13 protein-coding genes are annotated in these 16,792 nt (G+C 62.8%); 9 read left to right on the top strand and 4 right to left on the bottom strand.

From position 1 onward, the window contains the following. Positions 1 to 3 precede the first annotated feature (3 nt). The 9 genes from tcyN (at position 4) to BLR69_RS22710 (ending at position 9,256) form a co-directional block, all read left to right on the top strand. On the top strand, positions 4 to 750 hold the full coding sequence (gene tcyN / locus BLR69_RS22750) for an L-cystine ABC transporter ATP-binding protein TcyN (RefSeq protein ID WP_071493175.1): 747 nt from the start codon (positions 4 to 6) through the stop codon (positions 748 to 750). A 370-nt stretch (positions 751 to 1,120) separates the two neighbouring features. Then, on the top strand, positions 1,121 to 1,885 hold the full coding sequence (locus BLR69_RS22745; RefSeq protein ID WP_071493176.1) for a hypothetical protein: 765 nt from the start codon (positions 1,121 to 1,123) through the stop codon (positions 1,883 to 1,885). A 187-nt stretch (positions 1,886 to 2,072) separates the two neighbouring features. Further along, positions 2,073 to 3,314, top strand: a complete 1,242-nt coding sequence (locus tag BLR69_RS22740; protein ID WP_071493177.1) for an SfnB family sulfur acquisition oxidoreductase — start codon at positions 2,073 to 2,075, stop codon at positions 3,312 to 3,314. 24 nt (positions 3,315 to 3,338) lie between these two features. Next, positions 3,339 to 4,532, top strand: coding sequence for an SfnB family sulfur acquisition oxidoreductase (locus tag BLR69_RS22735; protein ID WP_071493178.1), 1,194 nt, complete (start codon positions 3,339 to 3,341; stop codon positions 4,530 to 4,532). After that, on the top strand, positions 4,532 to 5,884 hold the full coding sequence (locus BLR69_RS22730; protein ID WP_071493179.1) for an LLM class flavin-dependent oxidoreductase: 1,353 nt from the start codon (positions 4,532 to 4,534) through the stop codon (positions 5,882 to 5,884). Before BLR69_RS22735 ends, BLR69_RS22730 begins: the two co-directional genes overlap by 1 nt. Before the next feature lie 143 nt (positions 5,885 to 6,027). Then, positions 6,028 to 6,843: a MetQ/NlpA family ABC transporter substrate-binding protein gene (locus BLR69_RS22725; RefSeq protein WP_071493180.1), complete on the top strand. Its 816-nt coding sequence runs from the start codon at positions 6,028 to 6,030 to the stop codon at positions 6,841 to 6,843. Then, positions 6,840 to 7,955, top strand: a complete 1,116-nt coding sequence (locus BLR69_RS22720) for a methionine ABC transporter ATP-binding protein (protein WP_071493181.1) — start codon at positions 6,840 to 6,842, stop codon at positions 7,953 to 7,955. The genes BLR69_RS22725 and BLR69_RS22720 overlap by 4 nt, the downstream gene beginning before the upstream one ends. Then, positions 7,945 to 8,589 carry a methionine ABC transporter permease gene (locus tag BLR69_RS22715; RefSeq protein ID WP_058424826.1) on the top strand — a complete coding sequence of 215 codons (645 nt, stop codon included), beginning with the start codon at positions 7,945 to 7,947 and terminating at the stop codon, positions 8,587 to 8,589. The genes BLR69_RS22720 and BLR69_RS22715 overlap by 11 nt, the downstream gene beginning before the upstream one ends. 40 nt (positions 8,590 to 8,629) lie before the next feature. Then, positions 8,630 to 9,256: a class I SAM-dependent methyltransferase gene (locus tag BLR69_RS22710; RefSeq protein WP_071493182.1), complete on the top strand. Its 627-nt coding sequence runs from the start codon at positions 8,630 to 8,632 to the stop codon at positions 9,254 to 9,256. A 116-nt stretch (positions 9,257 to 9,372) separates the two neighbouring features. Here the strand turns inward: BLR69_RS22710 and BLR69_RS22705 are convergent, their stop codons facing one another. From BLR69_RS22705 to BLR69_RS22690, 4 genes are read right to left on the bottom strand one after another with little or no spacing between them, the layout of a single operon-like run. Beyond that, positions 9,373 to 11,556, bottom strand: coding sequence for a glycoside hydrolase (locus BLR69_RS22705; RefSeq protein WP_071493183.1), 2,184 nt, complete (start codon positions 11,554 to 11,556; stop codon positions 9,373 to 9,375). Positions 11,557 to 11,558: 2 nt separating this feature from the next. Then, entirely contained in the window at positions 11,559 to 14,612 is a 3,054-nt protein-coding gene (locus tag BLR69_RS22700; RefSeq protein WP_071493184.1) for an efflux RND transporter permease subunit, read from the bottom strand. Beyond that, positions 14,609 to 15,679, bottom strand: a complete 1,071-nt coding sequence (locus BLR69_RS22695) for an efflux RND transporter periplasmic adaptor subunit (protein WP_071493185.1) — start codon at positions 15,677 to 15,679, stop codon at positions 14,609 to 14,611. The genes BLR69_RS22700 and BLR69_RS22695 overlap by 4 nt, the downstream gene beginning before the upstream one ends. After that, the gene (locus BLR69_RS22690; protein WP_071493186.1) at positions 15,676 to 16,758 is read right to left on the bottom strand and encodes an efflux RND transporter periplasmic adaptor subunit; all 1,083 of its coding nucleotides are present in this window, start codon (positions 16,756 to 16,758) and stop codon (positions 15,676 to 15,678) included. The genes BLR69_RS22695 and BLR69_RS22690 overlap by 4 nt, the downstream gene beginning before the upstream one ends. Positions 16,759 to 16,792: the final 34 nt, after the last annotated feature.

Below are 16,792 nucleotides of genomic sequence, written 5' to 3'. Positions count from 1 at the left end.
AGCATGATCGTGGTTGAAAAACTGACCAAACAATTCAAGGGTCAGGTGGTGCTCAACGGCATCGACCTGGAGGTCAAGGAAGGCGAAGTCATCGCCATCATCGGCCCCAGCGGTTCCGGCAAGACCACCTTCCTGCGCTGCCTGAACTTCCTCGAACAACCCACCAGCGGCCGCATCAAGGTGGGTGACATCGAGATCGACACCAGCAGGCCAATCAACCAGCAACAAAGCCTGGTGCGGCGCCTGCGCCAGCACGTGGGTTTTGTGTTCCAGAACTTCAACCTGTTCCCCCACCGCACCGCGCTGGAAAACGTCATCGAAGGCCCCACCGTGGTCAAGAAGATGCCGCACGACGCCGCGGTCGCGCTGGGTCGCAAGCTGTTGGCCAGGGTAGGCCTGGAAGGCAAGGAAGATGCCTACCCACGGCGCCTGTCCGGCGGCCAGCAGCAGCGCGTGGCGATTGCCCGTGCGCTGGCCATGGAGCCGGAGGTGATCCTGTTCGACGAACCCACCTCGGCGCTGGACCCGGAACTGGTGGGTGAAGTGCTGGCAACCATCCGCAGCCTCGCCGAAGAAAACCGCACCATGGTCATCGTCACCCACGAGATGAGTTTTGCGCGGGATGTGGCCAACCGGGTGATCTTCTTCGACAAGGGCGTGATCGTCGAACAAGGTGAAGCCAAGGCGCTGTTCGCCAACCCCAGGGAAGAGCGCACCAAGCAGTTCCTGAGCAAATTCCTGGCTCACTGAGCCTGGCACAACTCCAAATGTGGGAGCGGGCTTGCTCGCGAATGCGGTGTATCAGCCAACTGATTCAGTGACTGACACTCCGCATTCGCGAGCAAGCCCGCTCCCACATTTTTAACTGCATTCCAACCGGTAAAACACCCCGCCACGCCTGTCCAGAAATCCCCCTCCCCGTCAGACCCTTCTGAATCTGCTCCAACCCACCGATTAGCCTTTTGCCGCCATTGACGCCCCTCGGCCAACCCTCTTATCTAGCGCCCAGAGGATTGGATCCTATCCCGGCTATTCACTGAATCGTTCTTTTCGGCCCACCGCGTGCACCCACGCCAAAGGTCCGGAACGATGGCTGCTGGCTGCATCAAGGAGATGACTTATGACACGCCCCCTGCTCACTGCCCCGACACTGCCCCAGGCCATCGGCAATGGCATCAATGCCTTGGCCGCCACCCACTTGCAGGTCGACATCGCTCCGTATCCCGGCATGGATGAAGGCGACCTGATCGAGCTGTTCTGGAACAACTGCTTCGCCGCTTCACGCCGGGTCACCGCCGGCAGGATCGGCGCGGTCACCCACCTGCGAGTACCGGAAAGTTTCGTGCTCGATGGCCCGGCTCGTGTGCACTACCAGGTCATGCAAGTCGGTCATGCTCCGGCTCGCTCAGCGGTGACCCGAGTCCGCGTCAAGACCCTCTACCCGGGCGGCCAGCCCTCGCCCCTGTACCTCGACGAGAACCAGAACCTCGCCCCCGTGGGCCTGCCCGACACCATCCGCCGCTACGGCGTCAACGCCGGGCAGGTGCGACGCGGTATTCCCCTGACTATCGAGCCGTACCTGAACATGGCCAACGGCGATGCCATCACCTTGCGCTGGGGCGATGTACGCCTGGATCTGCCCAAGGTCCAGGCCCGGGAAGTCGGCCAGGCCGTGCAGGTCTGGGTGCCGTCGACAGTCATTCTCGAAGGCGGTGACGACTGCCGGCTGGAGGTGACGTACTGCATTCTCGATCGTGTCGGCAACAATTCACTCTGGGCACCCGCGCGCACCTTGCGCATCGCAGCGGGCGCACCGTCCCGCCAGGCCGGGAGCGCGCTGATTTACGAGCCACGAACTCTGGGTTCTCCCTGCGAACCTGGGTGACAGACCTTCTATGCATATTCCCAAAAGTTAGTTTATTTAAATATTTAACACGCTTAGGGTATATACACCGGACCACCGGACATCTCTGATTTTTCTGTTTTTATTTCATTGAATGCGAGGTCGGTATGGTCAGAATTACCCCGGTGCGCAACGCCAGGGCATTACGTGCAGCCAAGGAGCGGCGCTGATGTCTAACTTGGCTCTAACACCCCCCCAGAGTGATCTGGACGTAGCCCCCCTGCTGTTGCCGGCCACCGTGCTGCGCAACGATGCAGAGGCGCTGAAGGCTGCCCATGAGTTGGCCCAGGCCGCGCGCCTGCATGCCGCCAGGCGCGACCAGCAACGCAAACTGCCGTGGGCGCAGATCGAGCAGTTCACCCGCAGTGGGCTGGGCAGTATTTCCATTCCCCGTGAGTACGGCGGCCCGCAGGTGTCTTTCGTGACCCTGGCCGAGGTGTTCGCGATCATCAGCGCGGCCGACCCGGCCCTCGGGCAGATCCCGCAGAACCACTTCGGCATCCTGCACCTGTTGCAGGGCGCCGCCACCGAGCGCCAGAAAAAACAGCTGTTCCAAAGCGTGCTCGACGGCTGGCGCATCGGCAATGGCGGCCCGGAACGCGGCACCAAGAATACGCTGGAGCTCAAGGCGCGCATCACCGCCAAGGGTGACGGTTACGTAATCAGCGGCCAAAAGTTCTATTCCACCGGCGCGTTGTTTGCCCATTGGGTGGCGGTCAAGGCGTTGAACGATGACGGCAAGCAGGTCATGGCATTTGTGCGCCGTGGCACCGAGGGGCTGCGCATCGTTGACGATTGGTCCGGCTTCGGCCAGCGCACCACCGCTAGCGGCACGGTGCTGTTGGATCAGGTGCCGGTGGAGGCCGAACTGGTCGTGGAAAACTGGCGCATCGGCGAGACGCCGAATATCCAGGGTGCCGTCTCGCAACTGATCCAGGCGGCCATCGACGCCGGCATCGCCCGTGGTGCGCTGGATGACACCATCGCCTTCGTACGCGAACGCTCGCGCCCCTGGATCGACGCCAAGGTCGAGCGTGCCAGCGATGACCTGTATGTGATCGCCGACATCGGCAAGCTGAAGATCGAACTGCACGCCGCCGAAGCCCTGTTGCGCAAAGCGGGGCAAGTGCTGGACCAGGTCAGCGCCGCACCGATCACCGCGCAATCCGCCGCGCGTGCCTCCATCGCCGTGGCCGAGGCCAAGGTGCTGACCACCGAAGTGTCGCTGCTGGTCAGCGAGAAGCTCTTCGAACTGGCCGGCAGCCGCGCCACCCTCGCCGAATTCAACCTCGACCGCCACTGGCGCAACGCCCGGGTGCACACGCTGCACGACCCGGTGCGCTGGAAGTATCACGCGGTAGGCGCTTATCGCCTGAACGGCACTCTGCCGGCTCGTCATTCCTGGATCTGACCGACCAGACCTCTGGAGAACATCATGACTTTCTCTCATCCCGTCGCGGTCATCACCAGCGACGAACAAGCCCTTGTTGTCGCCAGCGACCTGGCCGAAGACTTCCGCCGCGACAGCGCCCAGCGTGACCGCGAACGTCGCCTGCCGCTGCCAGAACTGGACGTGTTTTCACGCTCCGGCCTGTGGGGCATCAGCGTGCCCAAGGAGTACGGCGGCGCGGGCGTGTCCAACGTCACCCTGACCAAGGTGATTGCCTTGATTGCCCAGGCCGATGCGTCCCTGGGGCAGATCCCGCAGAACCATTTCTACGCCCTGGAAGTGCTGCGCGTAAACGGCAGCCCGGCGCAGCAAAAACGCCTGTACGCCGAGGTACTTGGCGGCCAGCGCTTCGGCAACGCCCTGGCGGAACTGGGCACCAAGACGGCCCATGACCGCGTCACTAAAATCACCCGCGACGGTGACGGCTTTCGCATCAGCGGTCGCAAGTTCTATTCCACCGGCGCGATCTACGCCCAGCGCATCCCCACCTCGGTGGTGGATGAACACGGCGTGCAGCAACTGGCCTTTGTGCCGCGTGACAGTGAAGGCCTGAGCGTGATCGACGACTGGAGCGGCTTCGGCCAGCGCACCACCGGCAGCGGTTCGGTGGTGTTCGACAATGTGTGGGTAGCCGCGCAGGACGTGATCCCGTTCCAGAGCGCCTTCGAACGCCCGACCACCGTCGGCCCGCTGGCGCAGATCCTTCACGCCGCCATCGACACCGGTATCGCCCGCGCGGCGTTTGAAGATGCGCTGCACTTTGTGCGCACCAAGACCCGCCCGTGGATCGACGCCGGCAACGACAAGGCCACCGAAGACCCACTGACCCTGAAAAGCTTCGGCCACCTGAGCATCCGCCTGCACGCCGCCGAGGCGCTGCTGGAGCGCTCAGGCGAATACCTGGACCGCGCCCAGGCCGACAGCAACGCCGAGACCGTCGCTGCCGCCTCGATTGCGGTCGCGGAAGTGCGCGCCTTGAGCACCGAAATTTCCCTGGCCGCCGGCAGCACGCTGTTCGAACTGGCCGGTAGCCAGGCGACCCTGGCTGAACATGGCTTGGACCGTCACTGGCGCAACGCCCGCGTGCATACCCTGCACGACCCGGTGCGCTGGAAGTACCACGCGGTGGGTAATTACTACCTGAACGATGAAAACCCGCCACTGCGGGGGACCATTTGATGGCGAAGAAAAAAATCCTGCTCAATGCCTTCAACATGAACTGCATCGGGCATATCAACCACGGCCTGTGGACCCATCCACGGGACACTTCGACCCAATACAAGACGACCGAGTACTGGACCGAGCTGGCGCAAACCCTCGAGCGCGGGCTGTTTGACGGTTTATTCATCGCCGATATCGTCGGTGTGTACGACGTGTACCAGAACTCGATTGATGTGCCGCTCAAAGAGTCGATCCAGCTGCCGGTGAACGACCCGCTGCTGTTGGTCTCAGCCATGGCCGCCGTCACCAGAAACCTCGGCTTCGGCCTCACCGCCAACCTCACCTACGAGCCGCCGTACCTGTTCGCCCGCCGCATGTCCACGCTGGACCACCTGAGCCGTGGCCGTGTGGGCTGGAACATCGTCACCGGCTACCTCGACAGCGCCGCCAAGGCCATGGGCCTCACTGAACAAGTCGAGCATGACCGCCGCTACGACCAGGCCGATGAATACCTGGAAGTGCTCTACAAACTCTGGGAAGGCAGCTGGGAAGACGACGCGGTGCTCAACGATCCCAAGGCGCGGGTGTACGCGCAGCCGGGCAAGGTGCACAAGGTCGAGCACCAGGGCGAGTTCTACCAGGTCGAGGGGTATCACCTGTGCGAGCCCTCGCCGCAACGTACACCGGTGCTGTTCCAGGCCGGCAGTTCGGAGCGCGGTTTGCTGTTTGCCGGGCGGCATGCCGAGTGCGTGTTCATCAGCGGGCAGAACAAGGCGGCGACCAAGGTCCAGGTGGACAAGGTGCGCGCCAGCGCGGTCGCGGCCGGGCGCAACCCGGATGACATCAAGGTGTTCATGGGCCTCAACGTGATCGTGGGCGCCACCGAAGAACTTGCCTGGCAAAAGCACGCGGACTACTTGAGCTACGCCAGCCCGGAGGCCGGCGTGGCGCATTTCTCGGCGTCCACCGCTATCGATTTTGCACAATACGCACTGGACGAACCGATCCAGTACGTGAAGAGCAACGCGATCCAGTCGGCCACCAAAAACCTGCAGAACAACGACTGGACCCGACGCAAATTGCTGGAACAGCACGCCCTGGGCGGGCGCTACATCACCCTGGTCGGCTCGCCCGGACAGGTCGCCGATGAACTGGAATCCTGGATCAGCGAAACCGGTCTGGATGGCTTCAACCTCACGCGCATCGTCACGCCGGAAAGCTACGTGGACTTCATCGACCTGGTGGTGCCGGAGTTGCAAAAGCGCGGGTCGTACAAAACTGAATATGAACAGGGAACGCTGCGGGAAAAAGTCTTCCAGGGCAGCGCCCGACTACCCGAACAACACACCGGTTCCACCTATCGCCACTAATCAAAATGTGGGAGGGGGCTTGCTCCCGATAGCGGTGTATCAGTCACCAGATTCATTTACTGACCCACTGCTATCGGGAGCAAGCCCCCTCCCACATGGGATCTTCATTGTTTGCACCCATACCTTATGACTGGAAAACCACTATGAAAAAAACACTGCTCTCCCACCCAGTCAAAGCACTGGCCCTGGCTTTTGGCCTTTTCAGCTCGGCAGCATTCGCCGCCGATGCGCCGCTGAAAGTCGGCACCACCGCCGCTTTCGCCATCCCCCTTGAAGCCGCCGTCACCGAAGCCGGCAAGCAAGGCCTGAAAGTCGAACTGGTGGAGTTCACCGACTGGATCGCACCCAACGTCAGCCTGGCTGCTGGCGATATAGACGTGAACTACTTCCAGCACATCCCGTTCCTGGAAAACGCCAAGGCCGCCGCCGGTTTTGACCTGGTGCCTTATGCGCCGGGCATCATCAACAACGTCGGGCTGTACTCAAAGAAGTACAAGAGCATCAACGACCTGCCCCAGGGCGCCAGCGTGGCGATTGCCAACGACCCGATCAACAGCGGTCGCGGCCTGCAACTGCTGGCCAAGGCGGGGCTGATCACACTCAAGCCGGGCGTGGGCTACAAGGCCACCGAAGAGGACATCGTTTCCAATCCGAAGAAGATCAAGATCCTGCAGGTCGAAGCGGTGCAACTGGTGCGCGCCTATGACGATGCCGACCTGGTGCAGGGCTACCCAGCGTATATCCGCCTGTCCAAAACCTTCGATGCCGAGTCGGCGCTGCTGTTCGACGGCCTAGACCATCCGGAGTACGTGATCCAGTTCGTGATCCAACCCAAAAGCAAGACCGACCCACGGGTGATCAAGTTTGTGGATATCTACCAACACTCACCGGTGGTGCGCGCCGCGTTGGATAAATCCCTCGGCAAGCTCTACCAAGTCGGCTGGGAAGATAAAAAATGACCGCCGCCCATGCCCCACTGCGCGACCTGGGCCGGCCGCCCAGGGACGCCGAACAGACCGAGCTGCACCCGGACCTCAATCGCGCCCATGTGCGTTTTATCAACCTGGGCAAGAGCTACGACGGCACCGTGCATGCCTTGCAAGGCATCGACCTGGCGATCCAGCGCGGTGAAGTGTTCGGCATCATCGGCCGCAGCGGCGCCGGCAAGTCATCGCTGATCCGCACCATCAATCGCCTGGAACAACCCAGCAGCGGGCGGGTGCTGATCGATCAGGTGGACATCGGCGGCTTCGACGAAGACCGCCTGGTAGCCCTGCGTCGGCGCATCGGCATGATCTTCCAGCACTTCAACCTGATGTCGGCCAAGACGGTGTGGCAGAACGTCGAATTGCCGTTGAAAGTGGCGGGCGTACCGAAGCTGCAGCGCGAGCAAAAGGTGCGCGAACTGCTGGAACTGGTGGGGTTGCAGGACAAACACAAGTCCTACCCGGCGCAGCTGTCCGGCGGGCAGAAACAACGGGTGGGCATTGCCCGCTCGCTGGTGCACGACCCCGAGATCCTGTTGTGCGACGAGGCCACCTCGGCCCTCGACCCGGAGACGACCCAATCGATTCTCGGCCTGCTGCGCGAGATCAACCGGCGCCTGGGTTTGACCATTGTGCTGATCACCCACGAGATGGCGGTGATCCGTGAGATCTGCGACCGCGTGGTGGTGCTGGAACATGGGCGCATCGTCGAGCAAGGCCCGGTGTGGCAGGTGTTCGGCAACCCGCAACATGAAGTCAGCAAAACCCTGCTGGCACCGCTGCAACACGGGCTGCCGGACGAACTGCAAAGCCGCCTGCAGGCTACCCCGGCATCGCCTGACGCGGCGCTGGTGCTGCGTTTGCAATTCACCGGCGGCGACACCGACGAACCGGATCTTGCCGCCCTGTTCAGCGCCCTCGGCGGCCGCGTGCGCCTGTTGCAAGGCGGCGTGGAACGCATCCAGGGGCATGCCCTGGGGCAATTGCTGCTGGCGGTGAATGGCTCGCCCCACAGCGCCGAAGAACTGCGCAAACGAGCCGGGAATTGGGCACAACACACAGAGGTGCTGGGCTATGTGGTTTGATCGTTTGGTACAAGGCGCCATCGACACCTTGCTGATGGTCGGCGTGTCATCGCTGATCGCGCTGCTGGTGGGAATCCCGCTGGCGGTGTTCCTGGTGACCAGCGACAAAGGCGGCATCTACCAGGCGCCGGCGCTGAACCGCGTGCTGGGGGCGTTCGTCAATCTGTTCCGCTCGATTCCGTTCCTGATCCTGATGGTGGCGCTGATCCCGTTCACCCGCCTGATCGTCGGCACCACCTACGGCGTGTGGGCCGCAGTCGTACCGCTGACCATCGCCGCCACGCCATTCTTTGCACGGATCGCCGAGGTGAGCCTGCGCGAGGTCGACCACGGCCTGATCGAAGCCGCACAAGCCATGGGCTGCCGCCGCTGGCACATCATCTGGCATGTGCTGTTGCCGGAAGCGCTGCCGGGGATTGTTGGCGGTTTCACCATCACGCTGGTGACCATGATCAATTCATCGGCCATGGCCGGCGCGATTGGCGCGGGGGGCCTGGGGGATATTGCGTACCGGTACGGGTATCAGCGCTTTGATACGCAGATCATGTTGACCGTGATTGTGCTGCTGGTGGCGCTGGTAGCGGTGATTCAGTTGGGGGGTGATCGGTTGGCGCGGGTCCTCAACAAGAGGTGAGGTATAGTCGGGCCATCGAAGACGCCCGGTATTACCCGTCATGACTCTCAAGCCCGACGACCTCAGCACCATCACCGCCACCACGCTCGGCCACTACAACAAAGTGGCCGAGGACTTCCGTGAAGGCACCCGCGATCACGATGTGAGCCAGAACATCGATGCCCTGCTGCGGCATATCCAAGGTACGGCACCGTTCACTGTGCTGGATTTCGGCTGCGGCCCAGGGCGTGACTTGCAGACCTTCACGCGCATGGGACATATCGCCGTGGGCCTGGACGGCTCTGAGCGCTTTGCGCAGATGGCGCGGGAGGACAGTGGCTGTGAGGTGTTGCAACAGGACTTCCTCAAGCTGGACCTGCCTGCCAAGCGCTTTGACGGGATCTTCGCCAATGCGGTGTTGTTTCATATTCCCAAGCAGGAATTGCCGCGGGTGCTCAAGCAACTGCATGGCGCGTTGAAAGCGGGGGGCGTGTTGTTCAGTTCCAACCCTCGGGGTGAGAACCAGGAAGGCTGGAATGGGCCGCGGTATGGGTCTTATCACGACCTGGCGGCGTGGCAATCACTGCTGACGCAAGCCGGGTTTGTGGAGTTGGAGCATTACTACCGGCCGGCAGGGCTGCCCAGGGCGCAGCAGCCCTGGTTGGCGAGTGTGTGGCGCAAGCGGTAGATTTTCGTTGCCTGGTCTGACGCCATCGGGGGCAAGCCCCCTCCCACAGTTTGATTTGTGAATACATTTAAAATGTGGGAGGAGGCTTGCCCCCGATGACGCCTGCTGAGGCAACCTTACTCCACCAGATACACCAGCGGTTTCTCACCCACCCCATATGCAGTCACACTGCGTCCGGCATAGCCTTCTCTCGAGGTCGCAGCAAAATTCGCCACCAACCGCGTCCCATCGGCAAAGGTGGTTTGCTGCACCTGCCTGTCCGGCGTCAGCCAACGAAAATCCGTCATCGCCTGGGTCGCCAAACGCTGGTGCAGCGGCCGGAAAAACCGATCCTGACGCAGGATCACCGGCAGCCGCTGTTTAACGGTCGAGGCGCTAAGGTGATACAGCGGTGGCACGTTATAGAGCAGTTGCGTCAGCTCGCTTTCAGCCTGCACGTTGCTCAGCTTCAGGCTGTCGAACAGCCAGTGGTGGGTGGTGATCACCGAGCCGTGGAACACCGCCTGGTACAACGGCAGGCGCATGCTCGGCTCAAAGTAGACCGTGCGAAGCGGCTCTTTGAGCGGCACCGGCTTGAAGAACACCGCCGGCTGCTCCGGCGGGTACCAGTTGCCCACGTAGTAGGGCGATTGCTTGTCTTTGGTCATGTCCTGGTCACCCCAGCCAATCACCGGCGTCTGCATGCCGTGGGCGAACAGAATGCCTTGGGCGGTGATGGCGTTGCCGTCTTCGGAGCCCGCTGGCAATTTGAGCACGGTGTTGAGCCAGCGCGAGGCGTCGATATTGCCCTCGGCGTTTTGCGCCTGGGTCATCCGGGCGCCGTCGCGGTAGCTATCGAACACCATGCTGGTGGCATAGGCATCAAGGAACCACGCGTTGAAGCCAGCCTTGGCCTGGATAGCCTTTACGCGGGCCTCCAACAGAGGGCGCACGCAGCGCGGGTCAGTGTAGTGGCCGGACTGCTGGAAGCCGGTTTTCAGCTTGCCATCCTTCAGCACAATCGCGCACTCGCGGTAGGCCCGGCTGCCCAGGTGGGCGGTGGTCCAATCCGGATTTTCCGTGGCGGACAACGCAGTTTCATAGGAATCGTAGGGCGCCATCAGGTAACCCGCATCGACCCCGGCGCGTATGGCTTCGGGGTGCCACAGGCCGCCCTCCCAGCCTTCGCCCAGGGTCAGCAGCAAGCGTGAAAGACCTGAGTCACGCAGCGACTGGATCGCCCGGCTGCCCCAAGTTTGAGGGGCGTCACTCAGCGCCCCGGCAAACGCGACAGCCAACTCGCTGCGCAGCTCACCATAACGTGCAGCCAGGCGCGTCATATCAGGCTCATCTACCTGCCAACTCTGTCTGGCCTTCCGGTTGATGGCCGCGTTCAGCCCGCGCAGCAGCACCGTCTGCTCATAGCGATTCAAGGCCGGGGCCTGCGCCAGGACTTTCGTCGATTCCTTGTCGAGCAAGCCTTTGAGCTCATGGCCACGCAGGCGCTTGAGCAACAACGGCCAGTCACGCACATCCTCCGCTGCCAGCAGGTCATTGCCCCACAGGTAGACATGGCTGGCACCCAGCAGCTTCTGTGCCTCGGGCGTCTGCCGCAGCTTGTCCGACAGCGGTTCATAACGCCCTTGCTCGACCAGCCATTGGCGATAACGCTTGGCGCCGGCCAAGGGATCAGCCTCCCCCAGGTGCAACAGCAGGGTCATCGGCGCAGCGGGGTCGAGCGCGGTGAACTCATGGGCCACTGACAGCGCCATCCCTGCCTGCCAGCGCAGGTGATTGTTGTAGGAGTTGGTCAGCAACCAGTTCAAGGTAAAGCCCCCATGGTCCAGGCCCCACAGCGGCAGGCTCAGGTCCTGGGTGGTGTTGAGGTCTCCTTGTTCCTGCAAAAACGCTTTCCATACAGCGTTGTCGGCAGGCACGTAATGCCCTTCGGCCAATGGCCACATCAGTCCTTTGCCGAGGGCGCTGGCGGGTTGCCGGAGGATGGGCAGCTCGCCAGGCTCACGTGCGTGCAGGGTCAACTTGAGGTCGCGCTGTTCAAGGCTGGCGCTCACCCGGAAGGCGCCGTCATCCCACTGCCAACTGGCCTGTTGATCGCTCTGCACAAGCTGGCTGACGGCACGGGCCGGCAAGCCGCTGGAGGCTTGCATCGCCGCCTGTCCGTTGGGTGTCACGCGGATGGCGAGGGTGGCCGGGTCGAGTTCGACCCGCCACAGGGGGTTTTCCAATACGGTGCCGGCAAAAGCCACGGGTGACAGCAACAGTGTGCACATCAACAGACCATGGCGCAGGTAGTGAGGCATGTTCAGCTCTGCTCTGGTTTGGGCTCCCGAATCTTGTACCAAGCTACGTACAGCGCAGGCAAAAACAAAAGTGTTAACAACGTCGCGATGATGATCCCGCCGATCATCGCGTAGGCCATCGGCCCCCAGAATACTTCACGGGCAATCGGGATCATGCCCAGGCTCGCCGCCGCCGCCGTGAGCAGGATGGGCCGGCGCCGGTGCTCGGTGGCTTCCACCACCGCATCCCACGGCGTATAGCCGGCCACCTCGTACTCATGAATCTGCGTCACCAGGATCACCGAGTTGCGGATGATGATGCCGATCAACGCCAGAATCCCCAGGATCGCCACAAAGCCCATGGGCGTGCCCGTGGGGATCAGCGCCAGCACCACGCCAATCAGCCCGAGCGGCGCGACGCTCGCTACCAGGAACATCTTCTGCACGCTGTGCAGCTGGATCATCAGGAAGGTGGCCATCAGGAACAGCATCAGCGGCACCACGCTGGCAATCGGGCCCTGGGCCTTGCCGCTTTCTTCCACGGTGCCGCCGGTGGCGACCTTGTAGCCCACCGGCAGGCCGGCGCTGAATTTGTCGATCTCAGGTTTGAGCTGCTTGACCAAATCCGTCGGCTGCATCTCATCACGCACCGACGCCTTGATGGTGATGGTCGGCTTGCGGTCGCGACGCCACACCAGTGGCTGCTCCAGCTCGTAACGCACGGTGGCGAAGGCCAGCAGCGGAATCGAGGTGCCGTTGGGCGTGACGATCTGCAGGTTCTGCAGGGTTTCCGGCGTACCGCGTTCAGCGTCTTCGGCACGGCCGACCACGTTGATCAGGTAGATATCATCGTGCACCTGGGTCACCGATGAGCCGCTGACCACGCTGTTCATCAACTGCGCCACGTCTTCCGACGACAGGCCCAGTTGGCGCGCCTTGTCCTGGGCGATGTCGATACGCAGCACTTTGCCCGGCTCGTTCCAGTCGTAGATGATCTCGCCCAGGTGAGTGTTCTTGTCCAGCAAGGTCGCCAGTTCGATGGCGTGTTTGCGCACCTGGTCGGTGTCTTTGCCCGACACGCGATACTGAATCGGCCTGCCCACCGGCGGGCCCATTTCCAGCGGCTGCACGTAGCTGCCGATGCCGACGAAGTCATCACGCAGGCGCTTTTGCAGGCGCGCGATCAACTCGCCGCGCTCTTCCAGGCCCTTGCTCACGATGACCAACTGCGCGTAGTAGGGGTTTTCCAGTTGCTGGTCGAGGGGCAGGTAGAAACGGATCGCGCCCTGGCCGATATAGGTGCTCCAGCGCGCAATGTCCGGGTCGTCCTTGATGATCGCTTCCAGGCGGTCGACGGCCTTGCGCGTCTCGTTGATCGAGGCGTTTTGCGGCAGGTTGAGGTCGACGAGGATTTCCGGGCGGTCAGACGAGGGAAAGAACTGGTTCTGCACGAACTGCATGGAAAACACCGACGCCGCGAACAGCGCCACGGTGATGCCAATCGCCCACCAGCGGTTGCGCATGGCCCATAGCATGCCGCCATTGAACGCCCGGCCGATCCGCCCCGGCTCTGCGTTGTGAGGTTTGACGTTGGCACTCAGGATATGCACGCCGATCACCGGCGCAAACAGCACCGCCACCACCCACGAGACCAGCATCGCCACGGCAATCACCGCGAACAGGGTGAAGGTGTACTCGCCCGCCGAGCTGGCGTTGAGGCCGATCGGCACAAACCCCGCGACCGTCACCAGCGTACCGGTGAGCATGGGGAACGCCGTCGAGGTGTAGGCGTAGGTCGCCGCCTGTTCCTTGGTTTCGCCTTTTTCCAGACGCGTGATCATCATCTCGACGGTGATCATCGCGTCGTCCACCAACAGGCCGAGGGCGATGATCAGCGCACCGAGGGACACGCGCTGCATGGTGATGCCACTGTATTCCATGAACACGAACACCAGCGCCAGTACCAGCGGAATCGAGCACGCCACCACCAGTCCGGCGCGCATGCCGAGGCTGATAAAGCTCACCACCAGCACGATGATGACGGCCTCAAACAAGGCACTGGTAAAACCGCCGACCGCCTCTTCCACCACTTCCGCCTGGTCGGACACCTTGTGCACGCCGACGCCCACCGGCAGGTCGGCGGTGAGTTCGTCCATGCGCTCGTGCAAGGCTTTGCCGAACGACTGGATATTGCCGCCCTTCTGCATGGCAATCGCCAGACCGATGGCTGGCTTGCCGTTGAAGCGGAACATCGGCCGCGCCGGGTCCACATAACCCCGGCTGATGTCCGCGATATCCGCCAGGCGGTAGAACCGGTCATTGAGCCGCAGGTTCACGTTGGCCAAGTCCTTCTCCGAGGCGAACTGCCCCGAGGTGCGCACCGAAATCCGCTCGGGCCCGGCCTCGATCACCCCGGCCGGCGTCACCGCGTTCTGCGATTGCAGGCTCTGCACCACCTGGCGCTGGTCAATCCCCAGTGCCGCGAGTTTGCGCGTGGAGAAGTTCAGGTAAATCACTTCGTCCTGCTGGCCGATCATCTCGACCTTGCCCAGCCCCGGCACCGAACGGATCTCGGCGCGCACCTGCTCCACGTAGTCACGCAACTGGCGCATCGACAGGCCATCGCCGGTAAAGGCGTACACCGAGCCAAACACATCACCGAACTCATCGTTGAACGACGGTCCTTGCAACCCCGGTGGGAAGCTGCCGCGAATGTCGTCGATCTTCTTGTGCACCAGGTACCAGATATGGGGGATGTCCTTGGCGCTGGTGGTGTCCTTGAGGAACACGAATACCGTGGACTCGCCCGGCCGGGTGTAGCTTTTCACGTAGTCGAGGGAGTCGAGCTCTTCGAGCTTTTTCTCGATGCGGTCGGTGACCTGCTTGAGGGTTTCTTCCTGGGTCGCACCCGGCCAGCGGGTCTGGATCACCATGGTCTTGATGGTGAACGAAGGGTCTTCCTCGCGGCCCAGGTTCATGTACGAAAACACGCCCATCAGCAGCGCGACGAACATCAGGTACCAGACGAAGGACTGATGCTTGAGCGCCCAGTCGGATAAGTTGAAGCTCCCTTTCATCGCGGGCTGTCCTCGTCAATTTTGACTTTTTGCCCGGGTTTCAGGCTGTTCACGCCGGCGGTGACGATGCGCTCGCCGGGTTTGACGCCACCGTTGAGCAAGGCGCTGTCGGCGTCACGGCTGATCACGCTGATGTCGCGCGGTTGCACGGTCTGGTTCTGAATATCAAGCAGCCAGATGCGGGTCTTGCCGTCGACCTCCTGCAAAGCGCTCAGGGGCACTTCGATGCGCGGGGCGATGGCGGTGCTCAAGGTTACGCTGATCGCCGTGCCGAGGCGGAACGCGGGCGGCGTTTCGGCCAGGGTCAGCCGTGCTCGGCGGGTGCGCGTGGCGCTTTGGGCCTGGGGTTCGATCTCGCGCACGATGGCGGTGGTGTGCACGCTGGGGTCAAGTTGCCCGGCAACCAGGAACACCACGTCCGGTGGCAAGCGCTCGGCGAGGCCGGCGGGCAGGTCGATCACCGCTTCCTTGATATCCGGGCGCGCCAGGGTCACCACTTGCTGGCCGGCACTGACCACCTGGCCGGCCTCGGCATTCCAGGCGGTGACGATACCGGCGTGGTCAGTGCGCAGTTCGGCGTAGTTGAGCTGGTCTTTGGCTTGATTGACCGAGGCCTGGGCCTGGTCGAGCGAGGCCTGGGTGGTCTTCAGGTCGGTCTGGGCGATATCCAATTGGGCCTGGGCGCCGACGCCACGGTTGAACAGTTCCTGCTGGCGGCGCGCATTGGCCTGGGCGTTGATGTACTGCGCCTGCACGCGGGCCAGGTCGCCCTGGGCCGAGCGCAGTTGGTTCTGTTGGTCGGTGGGGTCGAGCACAGCGAGCAAGGCGCCCTTCTCCACCTCGGCGCCCACGTCCACGGCGCGGCGGGCAATGCGGCCGGGTACGCGGAAGCCCAAATTACTTTCGTAGCGCGCCTGGATGGTGCCAGCGAAACGGCCGAGGTTTTCCTGGTCTTCCGCCTTCACTTCCATGGACAGTACCGGGCGCACCGGCTCGGGCGGCGGTTCTTCCTTGGAGCAGGCCACCAGCAACAGGCTGGCGGCGAGTATCCCCATAAGGCGCTTCATGGCTGGGCTCCTGGCTGGGCGATCTCGACAATCATGCCGGGGTGCAGCAATTGCCCGCCGGCCACCACGACTTTTTCGCCGCCCTTGAGGCCGTCGCCAATGATGACTTTGCCGGTGAGGTAACGCGCCACAGTGACCTTGTGCAGCTGCGCCTTGCCGTCGCCATCGATCAACCACACGGCGGGTTCGCTGAGGTCTTTGGTCAGCGCGGCCCACGGCAATTCGATACTGGCCTTGGCCGGGCCATTGGCGGTGGCGCTTACCACCGAGCCCAGCTCCATGCCCTTGGGTAAGGCCTGCAGGGCAATTTTCACCTGCACGGTGCCGGTGTTGGCGGCCACTGCCGGAGTGACCTCACGGACTTTGCCCACAGCCTTGATGCTGGGGTTATCCAACAGGCTGACGGTGATCGGCGCATCGGGCGGCGGTTCCACCAGCAGTGACTCATAGACGTTGAACACCGCATCACGCTCGCCATCCCGCGCCAGGCTGAAAATCGGCACGGTGGCCTGCACCACCTGGCCGACTTCGGCCTGGCGCGCGGTAATCACCCCGGGTGCTTCGGCGATCAGCGCGGTGTAACCGAGTTGCTCGCGGGCGTTGGCCAGTTGGGCTTGCGCTGCGGCCAGGGCGCTCTGGCTGCTGCGTAATGCGGCCTGGGCGGAATCGTATTCGCTGCGGCTGGTGTAGCCCTTGGGCAGCAGTTTTTCCTGGCGCACAAAGGCGGCGGCAGTCTGCTTGACCCGCGCCTGTTCGGCCACGACCTGGGCCTGGGCGGAATCGACGTTGGTCTGCAAGTCCTTGGGATCGAGCTTGGCCAGCACTTGCTTGGCGGTCACGCGGTCGCCCACGTCCACCATGCGCTGGATGATCTTGCCGCCGACGCGGAACGACAGATCGGTTTGCACGCGGGCCTGGATATCACCCGTGAGGGTCACCGCCGCAGCAAAATCCGCCGGCTGCACGGTCTGCACGAACACGCGTGAATGGGCCTTGGGTTCAGCCTTGTCCTCGCCACAGCCGCTCAACAGCGCCAAGAGGCCAAGGCCGAGAATACAGGTGGAAATGCGAGCGCCCATGCAGGCTCCTTTTGCGTGATGCCGACGTGCCAGT

Source organism: Pseudomonas azotoformans (assembly GCF_900103345.1).
Classification (GTDB): Bacteria; Pseudomonadota; Gammaproteobacteria; order Pseudomonadales; family Pseudomonadaceae; genus Aquipseudomonas; species Aquipseudomonas azotoformans.
Note: the sequence above shows the minus strand (reverse complement) of the source record. Positions and strands in the feature narration are given on the sequence as shown.